General features: G+C 68.4%; 24 protein-coding genes and 1 pseudogene. 14 read left to right on the forward strand and 11 right to left on the reverse strand.

The features are described from left to right. Positions 1–925, reverse strand: a 925-nt coding sequence (locus FFA01_RS11385) for an EamA family transporter (RefSeq protein WP_146856193.1), incomplete at its 3' end; no start/stop codon positions are given. Between the two features lie 72 nt (positions 926–997). Between FFA01_RS11385 and FFA01_RS11390 the strand changes: the two genes are divergently transcribed. The 4 genes from FFA01_RS11390 to FFA01_RS11405 all read left to right on the forward strand — a co-directional run bounded on the left by FFA01_RS11390 (position 998) and on the right by FFA01_RS11405 (position 4,058). Beyond that, entirely contained in the window at positions 998–1,549 is a 552-nt protein-coding gene (locus FFA01_RS11390; RefSeq protein WP_146856195.1) for a CGNR zinc finger domain-containing protein, read from the forward strand. Positions 1,550–1,673: 124 nt separating this feature from the next. Continuing rightward, complete coding sequence (locus FFA01_RS11395) at positions 1,674–2,867, forward strand: PP2C family protein-serine/threonine phosphatase (protein ID WP_182501081.1); 1,194 nt, start codon at positions 1,674–1,676, stop codon at positions 2,865–2,867. Continuing rightward, positions 2,867–3,283, forward strand: a complete 417-nt coding sequence (locus FFA01_RS11400) for a BLUF domain-containing protein (protein WP_146856199.1) — start codon at positions 2,867–2,869, stop codon at positions 3,281–3,283. The genes FFA01_RS11395 and FFA01_RS11400 overlap by 1 nt, the downstream gene beginning before the upstream one ends. 373 nt (positions 3,284–3,656) lie before the next feature. Further along, on the forward strand, positions 3,657–4,058 hold the full coding sequence (locus FFA01_RS11405) for a hypothetical protein (RefSeq protein WP_146856200.1): 402 nt from the start codon (positions 3,657–3,659) through the stop codon (positions 4,056–4,058). 61 nt (positions 4,059–4,119) lie between these two features. Here FFA01_RS11405 and FFA01_RS11410 read toward each other — a convergent pair whose 3' ends face one another. Continuing rightward, a complete protein-coding gene (locus FFA01_RS11410; protein WP_146856202.1) occupies positions 4,120–5,493 on the reverse strand; it encodes a chymotrypsin family serine protease in 1,374 nt (457 codons plus the stop codon). Between the two features lie 195 nt (positions 5,494–5,688). On the opposite strand from FFA01_RS11410, the pseudogene FFA01_RS11415 reads away from it, so the two are divergent. Then, a pseudogene (locus FFA01_RS11415) lies at positions 5,689–6,165 on the forward strand (recombinase family protein); the annotation flags it as partial. 94 nt (positions 6,166–6,259) lie between these two features. Here the strand turns inward: FFA01_RS11415 and FFA01_RS11420 are convergent. After that, complete coding sequence (locus FFA01_RS11420) at positions 6,260–7,282, reverse strand: hypothetical protein (RefSeq protein ID WP_146856206.1); 1,023 nt, start codon at positions 7,280–7,282, stop codon at positions 6,260–6,262. 308 nt (positions 7,283–7,590) lie between these two features. Here FFA01_RS11420 and FFA01_RS11425 point away from each other — a divergent pair, with 308 nt between their 5' ends. Beyond that, complete coding sequence (locus tag FFA01_RS11425) at positions 7,591–8,478, forward strand: DUF2268 domain-containing putative Zn-dependent protease (protein WP_146856208.1); 888 nt, start codon at positions 7,591–7,593, stop codon at positions 8,476–8,478. A 30-nt stretch (positions 8,479–8,508) separates the two neighbouring features. On the opposite strand, the gene FFA01_RS11430 is transcribed toward FFA01_RS11425, so the two are convergent. The 3 genes from FFA01_RS11430 to FFA01_RS11440 all read right to left on the reverse strand — a co-directional run bounded on the left by FFA01_RS11430 (position 8,509) and on the right by FFA01_RS11440 (position 10,935). Next, positions 8,509–9,312, reverse strand: coding sequence for a MerR family transcriptional regulator (locus tag FFA01_RS11430; protein ID WP_146856210.1), 804 nt, complete (start codon positions 9,310–9,312; stop codon positions 8,509–8,511). A gap of 252 nt (positions 9,313–9,564) precedes the next feature. Next, the gene (locus FFA01_RS11435; protein ID WP_146856212.1) at positions 9,565–9,969 is read right to left on the reverse strand and encodes a RidA family protein; all 405 of its coding nucleotides are present in this window, start codon (positions 9,967–9,969) and stop codon (positions 9,565–9,567) included. A gap of 450 nt (positions 9,970–10,419) precedes the next feature. Further along, a complete protein-coding gene (locus tag FFA01_RS11440; RefSeq protein ID WP_146856214.1) occupies positions 10,420–10,935 on the reverse strand; it encodes a hypothetical protein in 516 nt (171 codons plus the stop codon). Between the two features lie 249 nt (positions 10,936–11,184). Between FFA01_RS11440 and FFA01_RS11445 the strand changes: the two genes are divergently transcribed. Next, positions 11,185–11,385 carry a hypothetical protein gene (locus FFA01_RS11445; protein WP_146856216.1) on the forward strand — a complete coding sequence of 67 codons (201 nt, stop codon included), beginning with the start codon at positions 11,185–11,187 and terminating at the stop codon, positions 11,383–11,385. A gap of 736 nt (positions 11,386–12,121) precedes the next feature. Here FFA01_RS11445 and FFA01_RS11450 read toward each other — a convergent pair. Then, positions 12,122–12,892, reverse strand: coding sequence for a hypothetical protein (locus FFA01_RS11450; protein ID WP_146856218.1), 771 nt, complete (start codon positions 12,890–12,892; stop codon positions 12,122–12,124). A gap of 143 nt (positions 12,893–13,035) precedes the next feature. After that, positions 13,036–13,476, reverse strand: coding sequence for a hypothetical protein (locus FFA01_RS11455; RefSeq protein ID WP_146856220.1), 441 nt, complete (start codon positions 13,474–13,476; stop codon positions 13,036–13,038). 85 nt (positions 13,477–13,561) lie between these two features. On the opposite strand from FFA01_RS11455, the gene FFA01_RS15955 reads away from it, so the two are divergent. After that, on the forward strand, positions 13,562–13,738 hold the full coding sequence (locus tag FFA01_RS15955; RefSeq protein WP_167627354.1) for a hypothetical protein: 177 nt from the start codon (positions 13,562–13,564) through the stop codon (positions 13,736–13,738). Positions 13,739–13,766: 28 nt separating this feature from the next. Here the strand turns inward: FFA01_RS15955 and FFA01_RS11460 are convergent, their stop codons facing one another. Beyond that, entirely contained in the window at positions 13,767–14,633 is an 867-nt protein-coding gene (locus FFA01_RS11460; protein ID WP_146856222.1) for an NmrA family NAD(P)-binding protein, read from the reverse strand. A 102-nt stretch (positions 14,634–14,735) separates the two neighbouring features. On the opposite strand from FFA01_RS11460, the gene FFA01_RS11465 reads away from it, so the two are divergent. From FFA01_RS11465 to FFA01_RS11490, 6 genes are all read left to right on the forward strand, one after another. Beyond that, positions 14,736–15,458 carry a TetR/AcrR family transcriptional regulator gene (locus tag FFA01_RS11465; protein ID WP_146856224.1) on the forward strand — a complete coding sequence of 241 codons (723 nt, stop codon included), beginning with the start codon at positions 14,736–14,738 and terminating at the stop codon, positions 15,456–15,458. A gap of 84 nt (positions 15,459–15,542) precedes the next feature. Continuing rightward, positions 15,543–16,235: a GAF and ANTAR domain-containing protein gene (locus tag FFA01_RS11470; protein WP_220478088.1), complete on the forward strand. Its 693-nt coding sequence runs from the start codon at positions 15,543–15,545 to the stop codon at positions 16,233–16,235. Between the two features lie 151 nt (positions 16,236–16,386). After that, a complete protein-coding gene (locus tag FFA01_RS11475) occupies positions 16,387–17,520 on the forward strand; it encodes a fatty acid desaturase family protein (RefSeq protein ID WP_146856229.1) in 1,134 nt (377 codons plus the stop codon). Between the two features lie 245 nt (positions 17,521–17,765). Beyond that, a complete protein-coding gene (locus FFA01_RS11480) occupies positions 17,766–18,359 on the forward strand; it encodes a hypothetical protein (protein ID WP_146856231.1) in 594 nt (197 codons plus the stop codon). A 34-nt stretch (positions 18,360–18,393) separates the two neighbouring features. Then, positions 18,394–18,858, forward strand: a complete 465-nt coding sequence (locus FFA01_RS11485) for a hypothetical protein (protein WP_146856233.1) — start codon at positions 18,394–18,396, stop codon at positions 18,856–18,858. A gap of 199 nt (positions 18,859–19,057) precedes the next feature. Then, a complete protein-coding gene (locus FFA01_RS11490; RefSeq protein ID WP_146856235.1) occupies positions 19,058–19,645 on the forward strand; it encodes a DUF1349 domain-containing protein in 588 nt (195 codons plus the stop codon). 120 nt (positions 19,646–19,765) lie between these two features. On the opposite strand, the gene FFA01_RS11495 is transcribed toward FFA01_RS11490, so the two are convergent. Continuing rightward, a complete protein-coding gene (locus FFA01_RS11495) occupies positions 19,766–20,746 on the reverse strand; it encodes an alpha/beta hydrolase (RefSeq protein ID WP_146856237.1) in 981 nt (326 codons plus the stop codon). Next, a complete protein-coding gene (locus FFA01_RS11500; protein WP_280178076.1) occupies positions 20,739–22,283 on the reverse strand; it encodes an MFS transporter in 1,545 nt (514 codons plus the stop codon). The genes FFA01_RS11495 and FFA01_RS11500 overlap by 8 nt, the downstream gene beginning before the upstream one ends. Positions 22,284–22,314 lie beyond the last annotated feature (31 nt).

Below are 22,314 nucleotides of genomic sequence, written 5' to 3' on the forward strand. Positions count from 1 at the left end.
CGACCCGCGCGTCCGGGGCGGCGTCTCGATCGGAGCGGACGAACGCGATGCCGACGAGGATCGCCAGACCGCCCAGGGCCTGGACGAGGGTCAGGGCCTCGCCGAGCAGGAGCCAGGCCCAGAGGGCGGCGGCGGCGACCTCGAGCAGCCCGACGAACGAGGCCAGGCGGGAGCCGAGCATGGCCGTCGCCGTGACGCTGGCGGCGTACGAGACCGCGGTCGCGACGACCCCGACGATCAGGATCGGCAGCCACCACGGCACCGTCGAGCCCCAGAGTTCGACCGGGGCCGCCGAGGCGGCGAAGGGCACGAGGCCCGTCGCGCCCAGCCCGCCGAGCAGCGCCGCGCCGACGAGGAGTCCCGAGCAGGCGAGCGCGACGGGAGGCAGGCCCCGGGCCGGACGGGCGGCGATGACGAAGAAGGCGGCGCAGCCGACCATCGCGACCGCGGCGAAGGCCAGTCCGACGACGTCGAGGCCGCCTCCGCCGTCGGGCCGGACGACCAGGACCAGGCCGAGGGCCGCGACGGCCGCTCCGACGAGCACCCTCGCGCCCGGGCGTCGCCGGGTCACGGCCCAGGCGACGGCGACGAGGAGGAGCGGCGCCATGTACTCGATGAGGATCGCGGTGCCGACGGGGATGCGGCGCACCGCGGCGAAGTAGAAGACCTGCGTGCCGCCGACGCCGATGGCGGCCATGCCGAGGATGCGCCACCGAGCCGTCCAGACGGTGTGGAAGCGCCCCCGGAGGGTCACGAGGGCGAACGGGGCGAGCACGAGGCCGCCGACGAGGGCGCGGAGCGTGACGGCGGCGGCGGGGCTCCAGCCGCCCTCGAGCAGCGGTTTGACGAGCGCCCCGGAGATGCCGAACGAGGTGGCGGCGACGAGCGCCACGAGGAGGCCTGCGGTGGGGGAGCGGTCGGTCATGGCCAGCCTTCTGTCAGGAGTGAGGGGGTGTCGTGGTCCTGACAGTAGAGTGGTCGAGAATAAGGAGTCAACTTGCATTTCGCCCCTGACACGAACGATGTCCTCGCCTTCGACGTCGCGCTGCTCAACACGGTGTCGACCGCATCGCGCTCGGGCACCGACGAGCTCGCCACGGTGAGCCAGCTCGCCGACCTGCTGGCCGGGAGCGGCTTCTCGGGACGCATCGACCACGACGAGCAGGAGCTGCGGGAGGTGCACGAGACCCGCGCCGACCTCCGGCGGGTCTGGTCGCTCGACCGGGACGACATGGTGGTCGAGCTGAACGGCTGGCTGGCGACGACCGGGGCGACGCCGCGGCTCGTCCGGCACGATCGGCTGGACTGGCATGTCCACGCCACCCCCGACGACGCGCCGCTCGCGGTGCGCATCCGGGTGGAGGCGGCGCTGGCGCTCGTCGACGTGGTGCGGTCGGACGAGACCGGGCGGCTGCGGGTGTGCGAGGCGGACGACTGCGACGGCGTCCTGGCCGACCTGTCGCGCAACGGCTCGAAGCGCTTCTGCAGCGTCCGCTGCGGCAACCGCGTCAACATGATCGCGTTCCGTGCCCGCTCGGCCGGCGGCTGACGTCGTCTCGTGGGGCTCGGCCGTCGCTCCACGCCGGCGGCACCGGTGAGGGGACGCTTCGATGACCCCGGACGCGGGGTGCCTGACCGACGATCTCTCGCGTAGCGTGATGGGGGTGCGCGAGATGATGACAGACCGTTCGGATGCGCGAGAGCGCCTGCGGCTCGCGGCGCTCGATGACCTGGGGATCATGGGCACCGGTGCCGAGGAGCGGTTCGACCGGATAACACGGATGGCGAAGCAGCTCTTCGGGGTGCCCATCGCGGAGATCAACTTCATCGATCAAGATCACCAGTTCACGAAGTCGCCGCAGGCACCGGGCGGGTCGCCGTTCGGGCCTCGGGAGGACTCGTTCTGCGACGTCGTCGTCCAGCAGCCCGACATCATCGTGGTGCCCGATGCCCTCGACGACACCCGGTTCGCTCACCGGGGCACCGTCACGGGGGCACCTCACATCCGCTTCTACGCGGGTCGCCCTCTGAGCGTGTCGGACGGGGCCCGAGTGGGGACGATCTGCCTCGTCGACACGGCGCCTCGAGACCTCTCCGCCGACGAGCAGGAGCTCCTCGACGAGCTCGGTGCGTGGGTCGAACGCGAGCTGCGCCATGTGCACGCCGCCGATCACGCCCGTCGCACGCAGCAGCAGCTGCTCCCCGCACCGAGCACGCACAGCGACGGCTTCACCGTCGCGGGCTTCACGCGGCCGCATTCCGAGGTCGCGGGCGACTACTTCGCCTTCACCTCCTCGCCCGGGCGGATCGATCTGACCCTGGCCGACGTGATGGGCAAGGGGTACTCCGCCGCGATCATCGCCGCGACCGTCCGATCCGCCTTCCAGGCTCGGCCCGGCTGGGAGCCGGCGGCGGCCGTCGCCGCGGTCAACGAGCAGCTGCTGGCCGATCTCTCGGCGACCGGGACCTTCGCCACTCTGTTCCACGCGGACCTGGACACCCGGACCGGTCTGCTCCGGTACGCCGATGCCGGCCACGGCCTCTCGGTCATCATCCGCGCCGACGGGACCCATGAGCAGCTGACCTCGGCGGACCTTCCGATCGGGATCGCCGAAGGCAACGGCTGGCAGGCGCACGAGGCCACGCTCGCGCCCGGGGAGATCCTGTTCTCCTGCTCCGACGGGGCGCTCGATCTGTACGACGGCACGCTCGACGCTCTCGACGAGATGGCGGCTCTCGTCCGAGGAGCCGTCGACGACACGAGCCTGTTCGCGGAGCTGTCCGAGGTCATCGCCGCAGGCCGCCCCGAGGACGATGTGACGATGCTGGTCATCCGACGTGACGAGAAGAAAGCGATGGTTCCGTGATGCTGTCCCTGACCTACATCAGCACGGCATCCGTGCCGTTCGAACCGCCGGAGATGACGGCCCTCCTCCGGCAGAGCCGCGAGAACAACGAGCGCCGTGGCCTGACCGGGATGCTGTTGTTCAAAGAGGGTCGCTTCATGCAGGTTCTCGAGGGGCCCGATGAGGTCGTGCGCGAGAGGTACGACGTGATCGCCGCCGACCCGCGGCACACGGACGTCAGAACGCTGCTCGACGAGTCCATCGAGGAGCGCCGATTCCCGCAGTGGTCCATGGGCCTGCCCGGCCCCGCCGACGACGAGCTGCGCCGAGCGCCCGGGTACGACTCGTTCTTCGAGACGCCCGCCCGGCGTCGCCACAGCTGGGAGGACCCGTCCCGCGCCCAGCTCCTCCTCGACTGGTTCCGGCGCAGGGCGTAGGCCGCGGCCGCCCGCACAGTGTCCCGCCGTCCGGTCCGACGTGCGGCGTTACGGAGCCGCTGGAGCCCGAGCACGCTGCAGACTGGCTGGATCGGACTGTCGACTCAGCCGATCAGCCTCATCGCGACCCCATCTGTGTCTCGCAACCGACGTTCCTGACAACAACTGTCGACGACGGTTGCGACACGTGGTTATGAGACACGCCGTTCCCCGCCACTGCCGAGCTGGACGCTGGACAATCACGAGTCTCTCGAGACGTCTTGCAACCGTGAGCTTGTGAGACAGCGGTTCCAGCGCGTCTGCGACGCTTGCTCGGTGGTCTGCGGTGCTGCCCGACACGCAAGGCTCGCCGAATGGCTGGGGGGAGTGGCGGATGAGCATCAGGCTTCAGCTTGTAGTGAGGCTGCCGCGCATGGAGAGTGGTGACATGGATAGTCGAGTTGATGCCCGCGAAGATCGGACGATCGGCATGGGCAAAGTTGTCGCCCTGCTCGCTGCTGTTGCTCTTGTGACGATCGTGGCGCTTGCGTGGCTCTGGATCGCTCCAGCGTCGATGCCGACTTCTATGGGCGGTGACGTCAGCCTCTCGTCTGTGGACAATCGACGCGCTCTCGCTGTAGCTGGCATGGTTTCGGTCGCAGGGCTGGGTATCGTCGCGTCGACAGTATGCGGATTCGTGTCCGACAAACGACGTCTGGTCCTTCGTACGGGGATCCTGCTCATTCTCGTTGCAGGGGCGGGGTTCGGTATTGCGGCCATCGGCCACGGTGTCTGACTAAGAGAAGTGGGGCGCACTTCGGGGTGCGCCCCTCTCGAGGTTGTTCAGGCCACGATGGTCAGTTTGATGAGATCAACATGACGAAGTTGGACTGGGCGTTCATAAACCTTGCGACTGGGGCGAACATGACGAATTTGCTGCAGAGGCGGAAGTCCGTGTCGCTTCGCTGATAGCCGGGGTCACCTGTGCAGCTCGTGCTGCCACCAGTGATGCCACTGTTGATCCCGACCCCGTAGGCCCCCAGCGTGCCGTCGGCTCGCTGCACAATGCCGAAAACGGGTCCGCCGCTGTCGCCGTTACCCACAGCGGGCTGGCCTTGGATCTGCGTGGTTGTGGCAATCCAGTAGCACTGGAAGCCGGCGTAGCAGATGTAGGAGCTTGCGCTGGTGACCTCGTTGCCGCACACGAGGCCTGAGAAGGCGCCGCTGTAGCACAGTCGGTCACCGACGACAGTGTTGGCGTACCCGCGGATGGGTATGCCCGTCGTGGAGTCATTGTTGTTCGTCGTGTAGACGTATGGGTAGACGGCGGAGGCGGTACTGCCAAGGAAGACTTCGAGGTCACTTCCCCCGGCGGCTTGGCCGGTCGTCAGGCCGACGTTGATCGGTGCCGTGCCCTGACCTGACGTGCCCCAGGTCCACATCGAGTTCAGTGCTTTTCCGCAGTGATCCGCGGAGAGGTTGCCGTAGGTCGTGTCCTGAGCCCGCCGCACCGGCCAGCCCGTTGAGCATGCCGAGCCTTGACCCGCAAAGTAGCCACCGGTGATCATGGGGGAGGAGTTGCGAACCCGCGTAGTGGGCACGCTCTCGTCGACCTGTTCGAAGGTCACCTCGAGGCCGTCGACTTCAGAAGGCAGCGGTGCTGCCCTGCGTGCCTGGGTGGGTAGCTCTGTGACGCCCACCGTGAGGCGTGAACCGTCCGATGAAGGCGTCACGCTGACCACGTCGCCGAGGCCCTGCGGAGAAGTAGCCAGCGTGGCGACGAAGTTCTCCACGGTCGATTCAAGTTGGGACTTGGTGACGGCTGCGGGGATGTAGTCGATTTTCTGGTCGGCAGGGAACAGCCCTGTTGCGTCTGCCGCGGCTGCTACCGCTTCGATGTCGTGGGTGAAGATGCTGAGGCCGGCGTCGTCGTGGTTCCACTTGAATTCAAGAATCTCGTTGTCGAGGCTCGAATGGGAAAGTACAGAGATTGCCTCGCGCGTCTCCTCTGGGATGGGACTTCCACCCCCTGCCGGCATCTCGGTCAGGGTCGTAAGACCCTCTGGGGCACCAGGCATCTCCGCTACGTTCGCGGTCGACTCGGCTGCCTCATCTGCTGAGGCCATGCTGACCGGCAGCATGACGCCTGCCGCGACTCCGGCGCTGAGGCAAAGTGCGCCGAGACGCCTTCCCCTCCGCTTTCCTTGCTTCTTTGCCGTGCTGTTTCTCATGCGGTCTCCTCATCTTCGTGGTGGGCGCTGCATGAGGGAGCTGACTACCACAAAGACCGAGCTGGTCAGGTCTGGCGTCGTGGCCTGTTTGCTTCCCCCACTTGGAGGGTGCCGGACCCCGTAAACAAACAGAACGGTTTGGTTCTATGTGTTACATAGCTGTTACATAGTTTTGACGCCCCAAGCTGATCGCACGTGCGTGTTGACCACGGTCTCTCGGGAACGACTCGAGCCCGGCCGGGGCTTCGTGAGGCGCTGGCCGCGTGCCGGGCCGGCGACGTGCTTGTCGTCACGAAGCTCGACCGCCTCGCGCGTTCACTCCGGGACGCGACGGACATCGCGGATGAGCTGACGGAGAAGGGTGTCGCTCTGAACCTTGGGGGAGCGGTCTACGACCCTACTGACCCCGTCGGCCGACTGCTGTTCAACGTCCTCGGCATGGTCGCCGAGTTCGAGGCCGACCTGATCCGTGCGCGAACCAGGGAAGGCATGGCGATCGCGAAGGCCGCCGGCAAGCTTCGCGGCCGCAAGCCCAAGCTCACCGCCTCGCAGGAGAAGCACCTCGTGCAGCTGCACCGAACCGGCGCCCACACTACGAGCGAGATCGCTGAGCTTTTCGGGGTCGCCCGCTCGACCGTCTACCGCGCGATCCAGCGAGCGGAGCAGGCCTAGATGTCCACCCAAGAGCTAGCACGACCTCGCCGAGAACGACGCAAGAACGAGACCCAGCTCCCCTCAACACCCTCGATCCGCGTCGATCGTGCTGTCAATCGTCTTGGCTGTGTGCTGGCGAGTCAGGACTAGGAGCGGCGTAAGTTGCGTTTGCAACTCGGCCACCACTGCGGCGGGGTAATAGCCCCTCGCTCCAACCCGTGAGGTGGCCAGCCATCGCGTCGAGCGCCTGATATGCCTCAAAGAGGCTCGACCCAATAACCGGGTACTTGTCACCGTGCTTTAGGGCCGCGAGATCGAGCTCGCGCTGCAAGAGCTCGAGCTCGGGCCGTGTGTCGAACTTCCCCATGGCCTCATGGAGAAGAAAATGCACCATCCCGCGAGTGATCGGGCGTCCTGATTCCGGGTGCCTTGACTCGTCTTCACGTTCCGGGAGGCGAATGTACAGCTCGCGCCAAATAACTGCGAATGGTGTGAACTTTGGCGAATCAGGGATCGCGGTGTAGTCACCGTGCTTGATGCGCCAGCGTCGTCTCCAGCTCGACTTCTGGGGTCGCTTGGTACGTCCAGCGACGCTCACGAAGCCGCGGAGGGCCAGTTGTTTTTTCGGCGCTTCTTCCAGGAGTCGAGGAATGACGCTCCAGTAGTCGAGAAGGAACGTTACGCGTCCATAGGACTCCAACCGCACCACTGAGTCCATAACCGCCCGGTCGGGACCGAACGTATCCTCGGTCTCGAACATCCTCGGCGTCAGCGTATGCCGGCGCTTGCCATGACCGCTGATTGCGAGGCCAGGGGAGTAGATAGTGACGGGGACCCGGCCGGGGTTTTCGACTACGAGCTGGGCCAGCTCCAGAGCGCGGCCCCGCGTAACACTCGCCACGCCGTGTTCTTCCGTGAAGGAGAAGCGGCCCGTACGCATGGTTGCGACCATGAACTCCGGCTCAAGTACGGCGACGTTCAGGTAGACCTTGACTCGGCCGCCATCGAGGAAGTGCTTCGTTACTTGCCAACCCAGCGCGACCATGGCGATCCCAAAGCTCAAGAGGGAGACGAACAGCGCCCACGTAGCGGTCGGCAAGCCGAATAGTTCTGGAGCGGGAGGCGTCAGGGGCACGCCCTGATACTCCCATCTCGTTCGACCAATGTGTCCGCAGTGAGGATGCGCTTCGTGCCTTAGGCGCCGCCACAAGACGCCTCACGACCAATTGGCGAGTTCACGGCTGTCTTCTCGGTGGTTGGTGTCTCCTCCTGTCGTCATGAAGGACTTCCCCTTCCCGGCGCCGCCCCGGAGACGACTGCCGCGAGCCCATCGCGCGCACGTAAATCGCTCCGCAAGCGCCCGATAGCCGATCCTCAACTGGTCACGCGTTCAAGGCGAGGAGACTTGAGTCTGACGTTGTGTGAGGCTTTACGGTCTCGGCTATGACGATCACGGTCCTTGACACGTCCCGCGGTATGGCCGAGCTGCTGGCGACGCCCGCCCCGAAGCAGGCCGACGTGCTCCGCGAGATGCTCGCGCCCATGGCGGGGATGTTCCGCTGGTTTCCCGTCGATGTCGACCTGGTGGCCATGCACACGGCGAGTTTCGGCTTCTCCCTCGATGCCCCGCCGGTCGAGATCCGCTGGGCGCTGGACCAGCTCCGTGCCGCTGATGCGTGGCAGCGGATCGAACGGGCGCTGAACGAGGCCCTCGAGATGCAGTCGCTCACGGTTCCAGGCCTCGAGGTTCCCGACGTGACGGTCCTGCTGATGGTGGGCGATGCTAGCGACGACTATTTCGTCGGTCCCGCGCGCGGCTTCAGCGGCAACGGGAGCGTGCCCGGTTTCATCACGCTGACACTGTGGCCGACAGCGGAAAACCTCGATCGTTTAGAAGCGGCCGCCGTTCACGAACTGCACCACAACCTGCGGTACTCCCCAGGAGGCGTCGTCTGGGACCCGGTGACTGTCCGGGTCGGTGAGCAGATCGTGTCCGAGGGCCTCGCCGACGCGTTCGCGCGCCAGCTCTACGGTGAGGTCGGCTACACGCCTCTAGGGCGGCCCCATCTCGACGATGATGGGGTCCTGCGTCGCGTCGTCGAGGGTCTCAATGTGACCGGGATGCAGGAGTTCGTCGCGTGGGTCCACGGCGACACAGCAGCGCAGAGGTTCGGGGCGACGCCGGTGGGCCTGCCGACGGGGGCCGGTTACGCCGTCGGCAACCGCATCGTCGACGCCTATCTCGTATCGACGAGGACCACGGCTGCTGATGCGTTGCACGTACCGGCGAGCACGATCATCGAGATCGGAGTCGCGCGATTGATCGGCTGAGGAGCACACGAGGACAGCGAGGTGCCAAGATCACTCCCACCGCGCCTCGTCGGGCTCCACTCCGTGCTGGCGCGCGGCCTCCTCGGCAGCCAGCCGGAGCCACGCGCCGAGGCCCTGCTGAATGCCCTCGTGGTACTCGACGAACCCGGGCTCGTCGGTGAACCGTCTCGTGATGAGCACGTGCATCGACGGGCTGCAGGTGAAGTACCCGCTCATGGCGGACCGGTGACGCTCCGCGGCCTGCACGCCAGCCGGGCTCCGTGGATCGACGCCGGCCCGCATAGCCTCGGCCGCTGCTCCCGTCGCTTCCGTCACGGCCAGGGTCACGGCATGCCAGTCCTCCGCAGTGCGATCGGCGGACCGCTCGGCCCATTCTTCCCACTGGGGTGAGTCACCCCATAGGGCTCGCGCCTCGGCGGTCCTGCTCGGATCCCACCCGCTCCCGAGCGCGTGGGCTCGTTCGTTCGCGTCGACTAGGGGGCCGTGCTCGTCCGCGACGAGGAGGCGATCGAGACCAGCAGCGGCCTCCCGGAGTTCGTCGGCCCTTGAGATCACGGAGGCTCGGTGCAGCTCAAGCCGTCGGCGTCGGCCGTCAGAGTCCCCGTCCAGCAAGGCTCTGACGTCGTCCAAGGTCATGCCCAGCTGCCGGTATCGCTGCACACGACGGACCCTGTCAACGTCCAACGGAAGATAAACGCGATACCCGGCTGCTGTCCGACCTGAGGCACTCGCGATGCCCTCCGCATCCCAGTGATGCAAGGTGCGGACAGTGAGACCAGTCGCCTTAGACACCGCCCCGACGAGCTCGCCGATTCTCGCGTCCTCAGATTTCATGCGAACAGGCTCGCACGGACTCAAGTGGGCGGGCGAACAGAGAACGTAGGGGACATCCTGAGCCGCCTTACCTGCGATGCCATTCTGTCGAGGCAGCCCGGTAGGGGATTGGCTACCGGGCGTATCGAGGCAGAGACCTGCCAGTGGTCGCCCCGCGCGTTAGCCCGGACGTCGGGGTCTAGGCCGCCGTCATGTTTTCTTCGGACAGGAAGGCAGTCGGCATCGTCGAGAAGTCGTCGTGGTCGCTGCTCATCAGCGCGGTGATCGGGCCGCGATCGGCTCGATCTCCACGAGCTGCCCCGGGTAGCCAAGCACCGGAACGCCTTGCAGGGTCACGGGGACCTCGTGATCTCCGAAGTGCTCCCGCACGACCACCCAAGCGGCGCCCAACTGCTCCGGTTCGGTGGCGACTACCAACACGCGAAGGAAGGCGACATCCTCGAGCCCAACGCGGCAGCGACTCAACACCTCATCCATGTTTGCGAGGGCCTGTCGAGTCTGTGCGGCTATGTCATCGCGCGCGACAACTAGGCCGTTCCGATCGAGCGGACAAGCACCGGAGAGGAAAATGACTTCTTGGTCAGCGGGGACGATCGCCGCGTCGGCGTACTCGGCGTGATTGAGCAGGGGCGAACGGATCAGACGCACATTGGTCATGGCTCCGACGATACCTACGCCCGAACCGCCTGATGCAGGGCAGGCCGCTCAGGAGGCCAGACGGCCGACTCATAACCCGGCCCGTCCGAAACACCCTCCTGAACCGACTGGCTTTCCGGACCAGCGACTGAATTGGCGCCCGATAGTCGATGGTCTAGCGCGCCGTACGAGATGCCTGGCAGGGTCGCGCCATGACTACTGGACGTCGTGGCTTGTCGCTGGCGTCGCGTGTGCCGTGTCTTCTGGCGTACGCGAGTGACGTTGACTTGGTCAGCGGCTGCGTGGAGGGCGAGGGAAGCATCGGTGAGGTCAGGGGGCTGACCTTTGTCGTCCTTCCCGACGGTGCACCCGTTCCCGACGATGTTGACCGGGTCTGGGACAACGTCTTCGTGCGCAAGCAATCCCAATAGGGGATTGGATATCGGGAATCATCGCTCTGAGTTTCCGTGTCTAGGGCTTCATGGCCACTTGGCGGTAGGCGCTGTAAAGGGTGTCGACGTAGTCGGGGCACTCGGCCGAGCTGCCCCGCGTGTGACCCTCGGGGTTCGCCGTGAGGGTCATGCAAGCGACGAGGGCGCGTGTGTCCGAGCCGAACAGTCCGACACTGCCGGTGCTCTGATCAGCTATGAGGAAGGACACCGACACGACCCCCTGCTCGTCGGTGCTCACGTCGTAGACGACGCTCGTGGGAGGGCCGAGGGGAGAGTCGCTGGCCGGTTCGGCGCCGTCGAGCGCGAGGTCCGTGTACAGCTCGCCCGCTCGTATTCGCTGCTCGGTCGAGTCTCCGGTGGGGTCGTCGCCGATGTACTCCAGGTAGCTCCGCACCTGTTCCGCACGCTCTTCGATCTTGCCCTTGACGGTGTGATCGACCGAAGCGGCGCAACTCGTGCACGCTGCGGCAAGCACGAGGGTCACGGCGCCGGCGCCGGCCATGCGGACAGCTGACCTGGGGACGAATCGGCTCATGAGTCATCACCGTGGACCACCGACCGGACTCGGTCAACGTGACGTGACTGCGGCCCGACCACCTCTCGTCGGCACCGTCATTCGCGGACTAGGGACGGAAGACACCGTCAGCTACGGAGCGAGCGTTGATCGGCGGCCCCATGGAGCTCGATCGAAGGGCTGCGCAAAGGTGCACGTGAGACGAGGGGTTGACGCGAGCACGCGTGCGATCGGCTTGACGTGAGTCGACAGGCGGGAGAGTGTGGAGCCATGGACTCCGATGACGGCCGAAGCGTGAGGCGTTCAGTATCGCTGTTCTTGTTGATCATCGCGTCGCTCGTGGCCATCGCTGCGGTGACGCTCCTCGTTCTGGATGCGTCACGAACGGGCATGTACTTCACGTTGGCCGGCGCCTTGATCACGGTCTATCTCAACGCCCGAAACCTGAAGCGGGGCCAGGCTACCCGGTAGACGATGGCTTATCGAGATGGGCCTCTGCGATGTAGGACCTCGCGGCCGAAAGCTGCCGACGCCCCCGCGCAAAGAGGATGCCCGCGCCGTTCCTGAAGTCGGTCGCCCAGGTAAGAAGGGCGTTGAGGTCTTCCTCTTGCATCGGAAGTCGGCCTCGCGGGCTTGGTCGAAACCGGTACTAGTCGGGGCGTCCGTTCTGGGGTTCGTCAGTCGGGACCAGGACATCTCCGACCAGGACATCTGTGTTGCAGTCGAAGGGGCCGGCGGTGGCAGGGCGCGAGATCTGCCACCAGCGCCGGTCGAAGCGTTCACACACGACGCTGGTGATGTCGCCGGCGACGGCGACGTATTCAAGGGTGCCGTCCGGGTTTTTCGTGAGTGTCCCGGCCGCACCTTCTCGCTCACCTAGATCGACGATGGGCCCCGTCGTCGGGGTCGATGTAGGAAGCGCATCAGTCGCAATCGACGGTGTTCCTGGACTCGAGGACGTAGCAGGCGGTGGTACTGCATTGCTCGTGCACGAAGCGGATGCGAGCACGAGGGCCGCGGCGAGTACGGGCGTCACGAGCCAGGGACGAACCTTCATCTGATGAGAATAAGTCACTCCAGGTCGTTGGAGAGCTCCCGGCACGCAACGGCGCCGAGCATCCGGTGGCGGCCAGAGGTCAGCCACTGACCATGCAACCTCTTCGTCTAAGAGCGTCCGGGTGCGTCCCGATAGCCGATCGCTGACCGGTCAGCGGTCGTGATCTCGTCGAAGGCCGTCGATCACGGTTGCCGTGTCGTCGGCTGCGAAACGCAGCTCCGTCACACGGTGGGCCGTGGAGCGGGGCGAGGCGTTCAGGCGAACCGAGGCCGGTGCGCTGAGGGTGACCGCGATGTTGCATCCGGCGAGGGTCGCTATGCGCGCGGTCGTCCCCTCGACTGCCGGCGTCGTCGTCGTCCCGTCACGATGCACGCGGGCCGAGGCGATGTCCTTGCGGGGCACCGTCGCGACCACGTGGCGGCCAGTGCGGATGACGAGGTCGGTCTCGGTCAGGTAATGCGGGTGCTGCCACCTGACCGCCACGAAACCGAGTAACAAGACGACACCGTAGACACTCAGCGCCGTCAGCGCTGTGGCGAGAGCCGGGTACGGGAGAACGAGATGGAGCACGGTGATCTCGACGCCGCTCGCCACGACGAAGGCCGCCGGGAGAACCGCCGTCCCGCTCTTCGCAGGCACAGGCAGCGCGCCGACCGGAACTGTCGGAGGTCGTCGCTGCACCACCCACGCCAGTGCTCGAAGCGCCGCGACCTCGTGTCCGATGGCACGCGCGACGGGAGCAGGCGGGAGCGCTCGAGCGATCCGCTGCCAGCCAGCCCGGACGGGTTCACTCCGGCGGCGGAGGATGAGCCCGGTCACGAGCAACGTCATCCACAGAAGATCGAGCTCGAGCAGGAGCAGCACGAAACTGACCTCGCCGTGCCCCGTCGACCTCGCCGCGATCACGGACGCCGCCGTCATGGCCATCAGGATGAGTCCGCACCTGGCGGCTCGACCACCCGTGACAGCTGCTCCTTGCATGCCATCAGACTAGGAAGCAAGACACCGTGGCGCATCCCCAGCACGAGCTAGATCTCCCCGAAAAGTGCCCGATAGCCGATCGGCTACTGGTCGTCGGGGTCCGGGTAAGAACCGAGATCGATCGTCGCTCGTTTGCCCTCGTTGTCTGTGGCAGTGATGTCGAGCGAGGCACTTCCGTCTGGGGTGGAAGTGGTCAAGAACACCAAGGTGCTGAGTTGGTCGGTCGTTGTGACGGTGACGTCGGCGGGGTCGATCGTCCCGAAGGTGTTCGCGATGGTGCGGACGTCAGACATCGTGTATTCGAATCCCGGTGTCACGTAGCGGCAGACGTCATGAGTGTCCGACGCGTCCCTGGAGGCCGAGATCAACGCCCTCAGGGCTGCTTCGGAGGTGTGGACCCCGCGGCCGCAACTCTTCGACTGAACGGCGACGATGGTGGCGCCGACGAGGACCACCGAACCTGCCAGTGCTGCCCAACGAAGGCCCGCGCGTAGAGCCGGGGAAACGGTATCCGCAGGGTTCATGGTGATGAACGTAGCGGTATGCCTGCCCTGTCTCGTTAGGCCATCCTCGACCGGCACCGTAGTTTCGGATGGTTAGCCTTGATTGATGATGTCTCAGCTCAGTCAGCTTGCCGGGCTCACCGCCGGTCTCTCGATCCTGACCTCGTTCCTGGTGGTCATCGTCTTGGCGTTGGGCGCATACGCCCTCGTCCTCACGATCAGAGTTCTTCGATCGCGACTCGAGCAGGACGGCTCGATGCAGAGCGGTGACGATTCCCGATAGGGGATCGCCGTGCGGGACGGCAGGTGACCTAGTGGGTGGTCGTGATGGGCTGCGCGGCGAGCAGGTCGCGGACGGAGCGTGGCTCGCGACCGAGGATCTCGCCCAGCAGGGGGTCGGTGCCGGCGAAGAACCCGCCGGCGGCGGCGTGGTACATGTCGAGCATGAAGCGTGCCATGAACTCCGGCTGCCCCGACGACACCTGCTGCGCGACCCAGTCGTCGTCGCCGAGCACCACGGTCTCGACCGGTCGCCCCGCGACGTCGGCAGCGATCGCTGCGACGTCCGCGAACGTGGGAGCCGCGGGTGCGGTCAGGGTCGTCGGCCCGTCGTAGTCGCCGTCCGAGAGCAGGATGCGCGCGGCAGCCTCGGCCGCATCTTCGCGAGCCGTCCACGACACAGGCCCGTCGGCAGGCACCGTGATGACGCCCGTCGTGCTCCAGTCTCCGAGGAACCAGGTCAGGCTGTGCGCGTAGAAGCCATTGCGGAGCGAGGTCCAGGGCAGTCCCGACTCGGCGAGGAGATGCTCGGTCGCTTCGTGGTCGCGACCCGGCCCGAAGGGCGTGTCCCGGGCCGCCCCTTGGTGGCTCGTGTAGAGGACGCGGCCGACGCCCGCCTCCACCGCGGCCTCGACCGCGTTGCGGTGGAGCGCGACGGCGTCGGCCTGCGGGTCGCTCGCCGAGACGAGGAGGAGCTGATCGGCTTCCGCGAAGGCGGCAGGCAGGGACGCGCGATCGGCGTAATCGCCGGTCCGCACCTCGACTCCTCGGCTCGCGAATGTGGCGGCCTTCGCGGCGTCGCGGGCGACGATGGCGATCTCGGACGCCGGAAGGGTCTTGAGGAGGTGGTCGACGGTGGAACCGTTGAGGGCGCCGGTAGCGCCGGTGACGATGATCATAGGAAGGGCCTCTCGTTGGAACGTGGATGGGATATCTGCGGAACTCGAAAGATGTTATCGCTGGTATCACGCTGATAGCAAGAGGTGGCTATCGTTGATCTCGTGACTGATCCGACCGTTCCCGCCGACACCCGGACGCGCATCGTCGAGGTCGCAGCCCGGTTCCTCCGGGAGGAGGGCCCTGGGGCTGTCACGACGCGAGGCGTCGCCCAGGCCGCCGGTGTCCAGGCCCCCGCGATCTACCGGCTCTTCGGCGACAAGGACGGACTGCTCGAGGCTGTCGCCGAGCACGTCATGTCGTCTTTCGTCGCGGCCAAGGCGTCGACCGTGGCCGCCGCCGCCGAGGCTGACCTCGACCCCGTGGAGGAGCTCGGCGACGGGTGGCGTCGTCAGATCGAGTTCGGGCTCGAGAACCCGGCTCTCTTCGCCCTCCTCAGCGACCCGCGTCGTGTCGCGGGCTCGCCCGCTGCCCGCCTGGGCGTGGAGGTCCTGGCGGCTCGAGTCCGCCGGGTCGCCGCCGCCGGGCGCCTCGCCGTGCCGGAGGTACGAGCGGTTGGGCTCATCCAGGCGGGGGGCGTGGGCGTCGTCACGACGATCCTCGCCACTCCTCCCGCCGAGCGCGATCCCGGACTGGCAGATGCCGTGTTCGAGGGCGTCCTGGCCCAGATCCTGACGGACGCCCCCGCGGCGGCCCGGTCAGGTCACGTGGCCGCAGCCGTCGCGTTCCGCGCCGTCGCTCCCGATCTCGAACAGCTGAGCGGCGCCGAGCGACGCCTCCTCAGGGAATGGCTCGACCGGATCATCTCCGAGCCGCCCGCCCGCTAGGGGGCCGCCCAGCGGACAGGACAGCTCGTCGACGCGTTCGTCGCCGTCGCCGACAGCCTCGTCCGCGACTACGACCTCATCGATCTGCTGCAGTCCCTCGTCGACCGGTCCATCGGCCTGTTCGACGCCTCGGCCGCCGGCATCGTCCTCACGAGCGCGTCCGACGGGTACGAGGTCGTGGCGTCGACGAGCGAGAGGAGCCAGTTCGTCGGCCTCATGCAGCTGCGCGCCGACGAGGGCCCCTGCGTGGAGGCCATCACGACCGGACGCGTCGTGTCGGTCGAGTCGCCCGGCGAGATCCGCTCCCGCTGGCCCCTGTTCGCCTCCGCTTCGGAGGGCCTCGGATTCGTCGCCGTCCACGCCATCCCCCTCCGTCTGCGCGATGAGACGATCGGCTCGCTGAACCTCTTCCGCGACCGTCAGGGTCCGATGAACGACGACGACGCGGTGGCCGCCCAGGCGCTGGCGGATGTGGCGACGATCAGCATCCTGCAGGAGCGGACCGTCTCCGACCTGTCCGTCACGCAGCAGCAGCTGCAGCGGGCTCTCGACAGCAGGGTGCTCATCGAGCAGGCCAAGGGCGTCGTCGCCCACACCCACGACCTCGACATGGAGACCGCCTACCGGCTCATCCGGCACCGTGCGCGGACCACCCAGACGAAGATCGCCGAACTCGCCCGCTCGATCGTCGAGGACGGTCTCAGGCTCGAGCTCACCGAGCCGCCGCAGGCTGGCAGAACGCCGACCGGGCGGCGGCCGCACGTGTCCGAGGGCTAACCTCGAGGACAGCGCCCCAAGACCCAGGCCGTGATCTCATCGTGTGCTCCGCATCCTGCGGCACCACCATCGCAGCCACGTCGTCGTCGGCGACTCGTCATCGACGCCGTCCGTCACGTCGGCTGCCCATCGCGAGCCGGAGGCGGCCACCATGACGAACTCGACGACCACCCCGTCACCTCGACGCGATCCCGGAGCGGGCCACGCGCCTCCTGGGTTCCGCCCCACCGTCCCCGGCACGCCGACCGCCCCGGTCAGCACCTATTCCACCCTCCTGACCCAGGTGCGGGAGGCCGGTCTCCTGCGGAGGCGGACGGGCTACTACCTCGTCGCGTTCGGCCTGGTGACGCTGTGCCTCGCGGCAGCCGTGACCGGGTCGGTCCTGCTCGGCGACAGCTGGCTGCAGCTGCTCGTCGCCGCGGCCCTGGGGATCGTGTTCACCCAGTACGCCTTCCTCGCCCACGAGACCGCGCACAAGCAGGTCTTCGCCTCGGGCCGGGTCAGCGAGCACGTCGGCCGGGTGCTCGCGGCCGGGGTGGTCGGGATGTCGTACGCCTGGTGGATGAGCAAGCACACCCGGCACCACGGCAACCCGAACACGGTCGGCAAGGATCCCGACATCGCCCCCGACGTCATCGTCTTCCGCGAGGCGGACGCCGTCGGCAGGACCGGCCTGTCGCGCTGGTTCGCCCTGAGGCAGGGGTACGCCTTCTTCCCGATCCTGCTGCTCGAGGGGGTCAACCTGCACGTGACCTCGTATCGGACTCTGATCGGCCGGGCGCGGGTCGAGAAGAGGTGGCTCGAGATCGCGCTCATCTCCGTCCGGCTCGTCGTCTACCTCGGGCTGGTGTTCTGGGCGCTGGACCCCGGCATGGCCCTCGCGTTCGTCGCCGTGCAGCTCGGCGTCTTCGGCCTGTACATGGGAGCCTCGTTCGCCCCCAATCACAAGGGGATGACGCTGATCCCCGAGGGGGCGCGGGTGGACTTCCTCTCGAAGCAGGTGCTCACCTCCCGCAACGTCGGGAGCAGCCCCTTCATGAACGTGGCCCTGGGCGGGCTGAACTTCCAGATCGAGCACCACCTCTTCCCGAGCATGGCCCGACCCCACCTCCGCCGAGCGAGCGCACTGGTCAGAGCGCACTGCGCCGAGAACGGCATCCCCTACACGGAGACCACGCTCTGGCAGTCGTACGGCATCGTCATCCGGTATCTGAACAGAGTCGGGCTGGCCGCGGGCGGCGACCCCTTCGACTGCCCGGCTGCGACCCGGCTGCGACCCCGCTGACGCATCGACTCCGTCACGACCAGGGAAGTCGCTGACCGTGCATCCTCGGGTGCGCCCTGTCTGGTGGGCTGCTGGTTTGCGTGCATGACCTGGCCTGTCGTGCATATCTCGCGTGCGCTCGATCACGACGTCGCCAGCGTGTCCAGAGTCGCCGGGAACCCGGAGAACCTCCCTTCGTGGGCGCATGTCGCAGGCGGACTTCGAGTCCTGGATGACTCCCGCGGGCTGCCTCGTAGTCTCGACGCATGAGCTCATTCACGTGGCCAGGGTCCGCCCAGCACGACGCCGCGCCGGTGGCCGTCCTCCTTCCCGGTACGGGTTACACGGTCAAGGCCCCGTTGCTCTACTGGTCCGCCACCCTGCTCTGCCGACAGGGGTGGCATGTTCAGGCGGTCGAATGGGATGCGGATCGACCGGAGGGCGACGACGTGCAGGCCTCCGTCGAACGTGAGGTGGAGCGGGCCGGCGAGGCCGCGGGTGGCCGCATCGATCTCGTCGTCGCGAAGTCGTTCGGGACCCTCGGCCTCCCGTGGGCGATCGCGCACGGTGTTCCCGGGGTGTGGCTGACGCCGGTCCTCACGGAGGCGGTCATCCTGGGCGCTCTGGCCGCCGCCTCCTCGGCTCATCTCGCCGTCGGTGGCGGTCGGGACGCTCTGTGGGCACCTGCGACGCACCTCCATTCGGACGCGATCGTCCACACGGTGGACGGGGCCGATCACAGCTTGCTCACGGACGACTGGCGGGGTTCGATGGAGCTGCATCGTGAGCTCCACCAGGCCATCGCGGAGCATGCGCAGCGTGTTCGTCAGAGGATCCCCCGGTGGTCCGATCGGCGGTAGTTCGCGGCACTCCGCAGCGCCCTAGGGTGGCCGGGTGACCGACACGCTCGACGATCTGCTCTCCGCGGATCCGCACCGCATCTGGCAGGCATCCTGGGAGATCATCACGACGCGCGACATCGTGCTCCTCGAGGACCTCCGTGCCGCGCTCCCGACGATCCGGCGGGCGACGGCGGACGTCGAGCTCGGCGGGATGATCCGGCCTAACCGCGACGCCCTCGATCACGCCCTCCGGAAGGTGCGGGACTACCGCAGCTGGCGATGCTGGTGCGACGACTATCCGAGACTCCTCGCCTTCTCCCCCGACCGGGAGGAGGAGCGCGGGCATGCCAGGGTCCTCCGTCGAGACCTCTCCGGGTGGCCGGCGACCTACGAGTGCGCATGCGCCGTCTGCGGCAGACGGTTCGGCGTCGAGGAGGGCGAGCACCATGCGCTCTGGTGGAGATGGAGGGCCAGCCGGACTCCGAGGCCCGCTTCATCATCCTCGGGACGACCGTGACGTCGAACGGCGCCGGCGGAGAAGCCCGAGTGGAGCTTCACCGCGACCGTGTGAGCCCCGCCCGTGAGGCCGCGGGTGGCGATCGCGGGCAGGACGCCCACGGGAAGACCCGTGCGTGCTCCGAGGTGCACGTGCGGCTGCCGCTGATAGATCCGTGTGCCTCGGCGAGAGACATGTGTACGTGCGTACACTCGCCGTCATGATCGACATCGACTGGAGCACCGGCACCTGGACGACGCCTCCCGCCCGCGTGGACGTCGCCGACGACGGCATGCAGGTCACCGCCGTCGAGGGCAGCGACGCCTGGCGCACCACCTCCTACGGGTTCGTCCACGACACGGAGCACGCGCTGCTCGCCCCGTTCGGTCAGGACACGGCGGTGGAGGTCTCGTTCCGCCTCGACTTCACCGAGCAGTTCGACCAGGCGGGTGTCTTCGTCAAGGTCGACGACGCGACGTGGATCAAGACCGGAGTCGAACGCAGCGACGGTGTGGACAGCCTCGGGGCCGTGGTGACCCGAGGCATGTCGGACTGGTCGCTGTCGCCCGTCCCCGACTGGCACGGGCGGGTCGTGACCGTCCGCGCCAGCCGCTCCGGCGATGCCCTGACCGTGCGTGCCCGCGTCGACGACGAGCCGTGGCGGCTGGTGCGGGTGGCGCCTCTCGACCCCGACGCCGAGGTCGCCGCCGGACCGATGTGCTGCAGCCCGTCCCGCGGCGACCTCACCGTGCGCTTCACCTCGTGGCGCACCGGCCCGGCCGACGAGGGTCTGCACCCCGACGGCTGACGTGCGGTCGACAGCTCCCTCCTCCCCGGGTTCGCCGCGTCCTGCAGGCGGCCGAGGTGGGAGTCCTGGACGCCGAGCCGGAAGCCGGCCGTCGTCAGGCGCCCGCCGGGGGCCGAGCCGTCAGGGCGTCGGCTCGAGGAGGCGCCTGGTCCAGTCGCGCAGGGCGGCGACCGCCCTGCGCGACAGCGTCGCCTCCGGCAGCATGCTCGTCGAGCCATGGAACGCCCCCGGCCACACGTGCAGCTCCGCCTGGACTCCGGCGGCCCAGAGCGCGCCGGCGTAGGCGACGGTCTCGTCGCGGAACACCTCGGCGCTGCCGCAGTCGACGTAGGCGGGCGGCAGGCCGGCCAGGTCGGTCGCGCGGCCCGGTGCGGCGTAGATGGAGACGTCGTCACCGCCGCGCCGATCGCCGAGGTAGGCGTCCCAGCCGAAGCCGGTCATCTCCCGGTCGGCGACGCCGACGCCGTCGAACTGCCGCGCGGAGAGGGTCGCGTCGCGATCGTCGAGCATGGGGCTCACGAGCACCTGCCCGATCACGGCCGGGCCCTGCCGGTCGCGGGCGAGGAGCGCGGTCCCGGCCGCGAGGCCCGCACCGGCGCTCTGGCCCACGACGACGACGCGCCCGGGGTCGATGCCCAGCTCGGCGGCGTGCTCCGCGGTCCAGACGAGACCCGCGTAGCAGTCCTCGACGGGGTACGGGTCGGGGTGCTCGGGGGCGAGACGGTAGTCGGGGCTGACGAGGACGACGTCGTGCACGAGCAGCCACTCGTCGTAGGAGTCGAGGTTGCCGAGGTGATGGCCGAACATCATGCCGCCGCCGTGGATCGCGTAGGCGCAGGCAGCCGACCCCATGCGGCCGATGCGCTGGACGACGGCTAGGGCGATCGGGTCGCCGAGGTGCCCGGGCACGGTGATGCTGCGCCTCTCGAGGCCGCGGGCGCGCAGTCCCTCGTCGAGCTGCGCCTCCGTCATGTCCAGCTGACGCATGCGCGGCAGCATCTCGGCCGTGAGGCGGAACCGGCCGCGGGCGTCCATGGCCTCGAGGAAGGGCGCGAGCTCGGGGTCGAACGGCGGGCGGGGGATGGGCGTGGCGTCAGGCATGGGAGGTCTCCTCGGCGAGGGCGGTGAGGGCGGTGAGGGCGATGGTCGGGGTGGCCACGGTGGTGGGGTCGCTCGGGGGCGTCGCGGGCGGCGAGCTCCGGCCGCGGACGATGCCGGCCACGACGAGCACGGCGGCGACGGCGGCGAGCCCGAGCCCGGAGCCGCCGAGGGCGTCCTGGAACGCCGCGAGGCGGGGCGCCGTCCAGGTCGCCGTGGTGATGCCGCCCGTGACCGACGCGGCCACGACGGTCCCGGCCGCGACCACCGCCACGGCGCCGGCGAGCTCGCTCGCCGTGTCGACGAGCGCGGCGCCGACGGAGGTGCGGTCCGCGGGCAGTCCCGTCAGCACCGAGGTGCCGGCGACCACGCCGACCACGCGCATCCCGGCGGCGACGAGCACGAGCGCGACGAGCACCCACGCGTATCCGTGACGGCCGAGGGCGCCGAACACGGCGAGGCCCGCGACGACCGCGGCGGCGCTGATCCAGGCGGCCCGGCCGAGGCCGACGCGCTGCACGAACGGTCCCACGAGTCGGCCCCCGGCGAGCAGCACGACGACCTGCGGCAGCGTCCCCACGGCGGCCAGCACCGGCGGCCAGCCCCAGGCGAACTGCAGTTGCAGCGTCACGAGGTACGACAGGCCGGCGACGGCGAGGCCCGAGGCCGCCTTGACCAGGAGTCCGCTCGACACGAGCGGCCGGGCGAGCAGGGGCAGGTCGATGAGCGGGTGCGCCGCCGTGCGCTGCCGCACCACGAACCCGACCCCGCAGGCGACGACGATCACGACGCCGAGCCACCCCCACGCGGAGGCGCGGTGGGCCCCCACGAGGACGGTCGGGATCACGAGCGCCCCGGCCACGGCCGCGGTGCCGAGCAGGCCCCCGACCACGTCGACCGGGTCGCGCCGGAGGTCCGCGGGCTCGTCGCGGGCGACGCCGAGCCGGATGCCGACCAGGGCGAGCAGCGCGATCGGCACGTCGGCCAGCAGCAGCACCTGCCACGGTGCGACGGCGAGCACGAATCCGCCGACCGTCGGCCCGACGGCGAGCCCGACGAGCCCGGCGGTCGAGATGACGGTGAGCGCTCTCACGCGGAGCCCCTCGTCGTCGAACAGTCGGAACGCCAGCGCCATCGACCCGGGCGTTGTCATCGCCGCGGCGACGCCCATCAGCACCCGGACGGCGATGAGCTGCTCGGTCGTCGTGACCGCGGCGGTGGCGAGACCCGCCGCCGCGAGCAGCACGAGCCCGACCAGCATGACCCGGCGGCGGCCGATGCGGTCGGCGACGGCGCCGAAGAGCAGCATGAGGCCGCCGAAGGCGACCGAGTAGGCCCCCGACACCCACTGCAGGCCGGTCGTCGACGAGCCCAGGTCACGGCCGATCGTCGGCAGCGCGACGTTCAGCACCGAGCCGTCGAGCATCTCGAACAGGAACACCGCCGACAGTCCGGCGAGGGCGACCCACGCGTCGGACAGCCGAGGAGGCGCGTCACCGGCCGACAGGCGACCGGCGGAGAGAGAGGGGCTGGGGGACACGATGGCGCACTCCTTCGAGGGAAGAAGTGGC

The sequence above is a fragment of the Frigoribacterium faeni genome (assembly GCF_007988805.1).
Classification (GTDB): domain Bacteria; phylum Actinomycetota; class Actinomycetes; order Actinomycetales; family Microbacteriaceae; genus Frigoribacterium; species Frigoribacterium faeni.

Excerpts from the sequence above, each read along its gene's own strand:
- FFA01_RS11395 (WP_182501081.1), top strand. The coding sequence starts at position 1,674 with ATGATGACAGACCGTTCGGATGCGCGAGAGCGCCTGCGGCTCGCGGCG.
- FFA01_RS11400 (WP_146856199.1), top strand. The coding sequence starts at position 2,867 with ATGCTGTCCCTGACCTACATCAGCACGGCATCCGTGCCGTTCGAACCG.
- FFA01_RS11405 (WP_146856200.1), top strand. The coding sequence starts at position 3,657 with ATGAGCATCAGGCTTCAGCTTGTAGTGAGGCTGCCGCGCATGGAGAGT.
- FFA01_RS11410 (WP_146856202.1), bottom strand. The coding sequence starts at position 5,493 with ATGAGAAACAGCACGGCAAAGAAGCAAGGAAAGCGGAGGGGAAGGCGT.
- FFA01_RS11425 (WP_146856208.1), top strand. The coding sequence starts at position 7,591 with ATGACGATCACGGTCCTTGACACGTCCCGCGGTATGGCCGAGCTGCTG.
- FFA01_RS11430 (WP_146856210.1), bottom strand. The coding sequence starts at position 9,312 with ATGAAATCTGAGGACGCGAGAATCGGCGAGCTCGTCGGGGCGGTGTCT.
- FFA01_RS11435 (WP_146856212.1), bottom strand. The coding sequence starts at position 9,969 with ATGACCAATGTGCGTCTGATCCGTTCGCCCCTGCTCAATCACGCCGAG.
- FFA01_RS11440 (WP_146856214.1), bottom strand. The coding sequence starts at position 10,935 with ATGAGCCGATTCGTCCCCAGGTCAGCTGTCCGCATGGCCGGCGCCGGC.
- FFA01_RS11445 (WP_146856216.1), top strand. The coding sequence starts at position 11,185 with ATGGACTCCGATGACGGCCGAAGCGTGAGGCGTTCAGTATCGCTGTTC.
- FFA01_RS11450 (WP_146856218.1), bottom strand. The coding sequence starts at position 12,892 with ATGACGGCGGCGTCCGTGATCGCGGCGAGGTCGACGGGGCACGGCGAG.
- FFA01_RS11455 (WP_146856220.1), bottom strand. The coding sequence starts at position 13,476 with ATGAACCCTGCGGATACCGTTTCCCCGGCTCTACGCGCGGGCCTTCGT.
- FFA01_RS15955 (WP_167627354.1), top strand. The coding sequence starts at position 13,562 with ATGATGTCTCAGCTCAGTCAGCTTGCCGGGCTCACCGCCGGTCTCTCG.
- FFA01_RS11460 (WP_146856222.1), bottom strand. The coding sequence starts at position 14,633 with ATGATCATCGTCACCGGCGCTACCGGCGCCCTCAACGGTTCCACCGTC.
- FFA01_RS11475 (WP_146856229.1), top strand. The coding sequence starts at position 16,387 with ATGACGAACTCGACGACCACCCCGTCACCTCGACGCGATCCCGGAGCG.
- FFA01_RS11480 (WP_146856231.1), top strand. The coding sequence starts at position 17,766 with ATGAGCTCATTCACGTGGCCAGGGTCCGCCCAGCACGACGCCGCGCCG.
- FFA01_RS11490 (WP_146856235.1), top strand. The coding sequence starts at position 19,058 with ATGATCGACATCGACTGGAGCACCGGCACCTGGACGACGCCTCCCGCC.
- FFA01_RS11495 (WP_146856237.1), bottom strand. The coding sequence starts at position 20,746 with ATGCCTGACGCCACGCCCATCCCCCGCCCGCCGTTCGACCCCGAGCTC.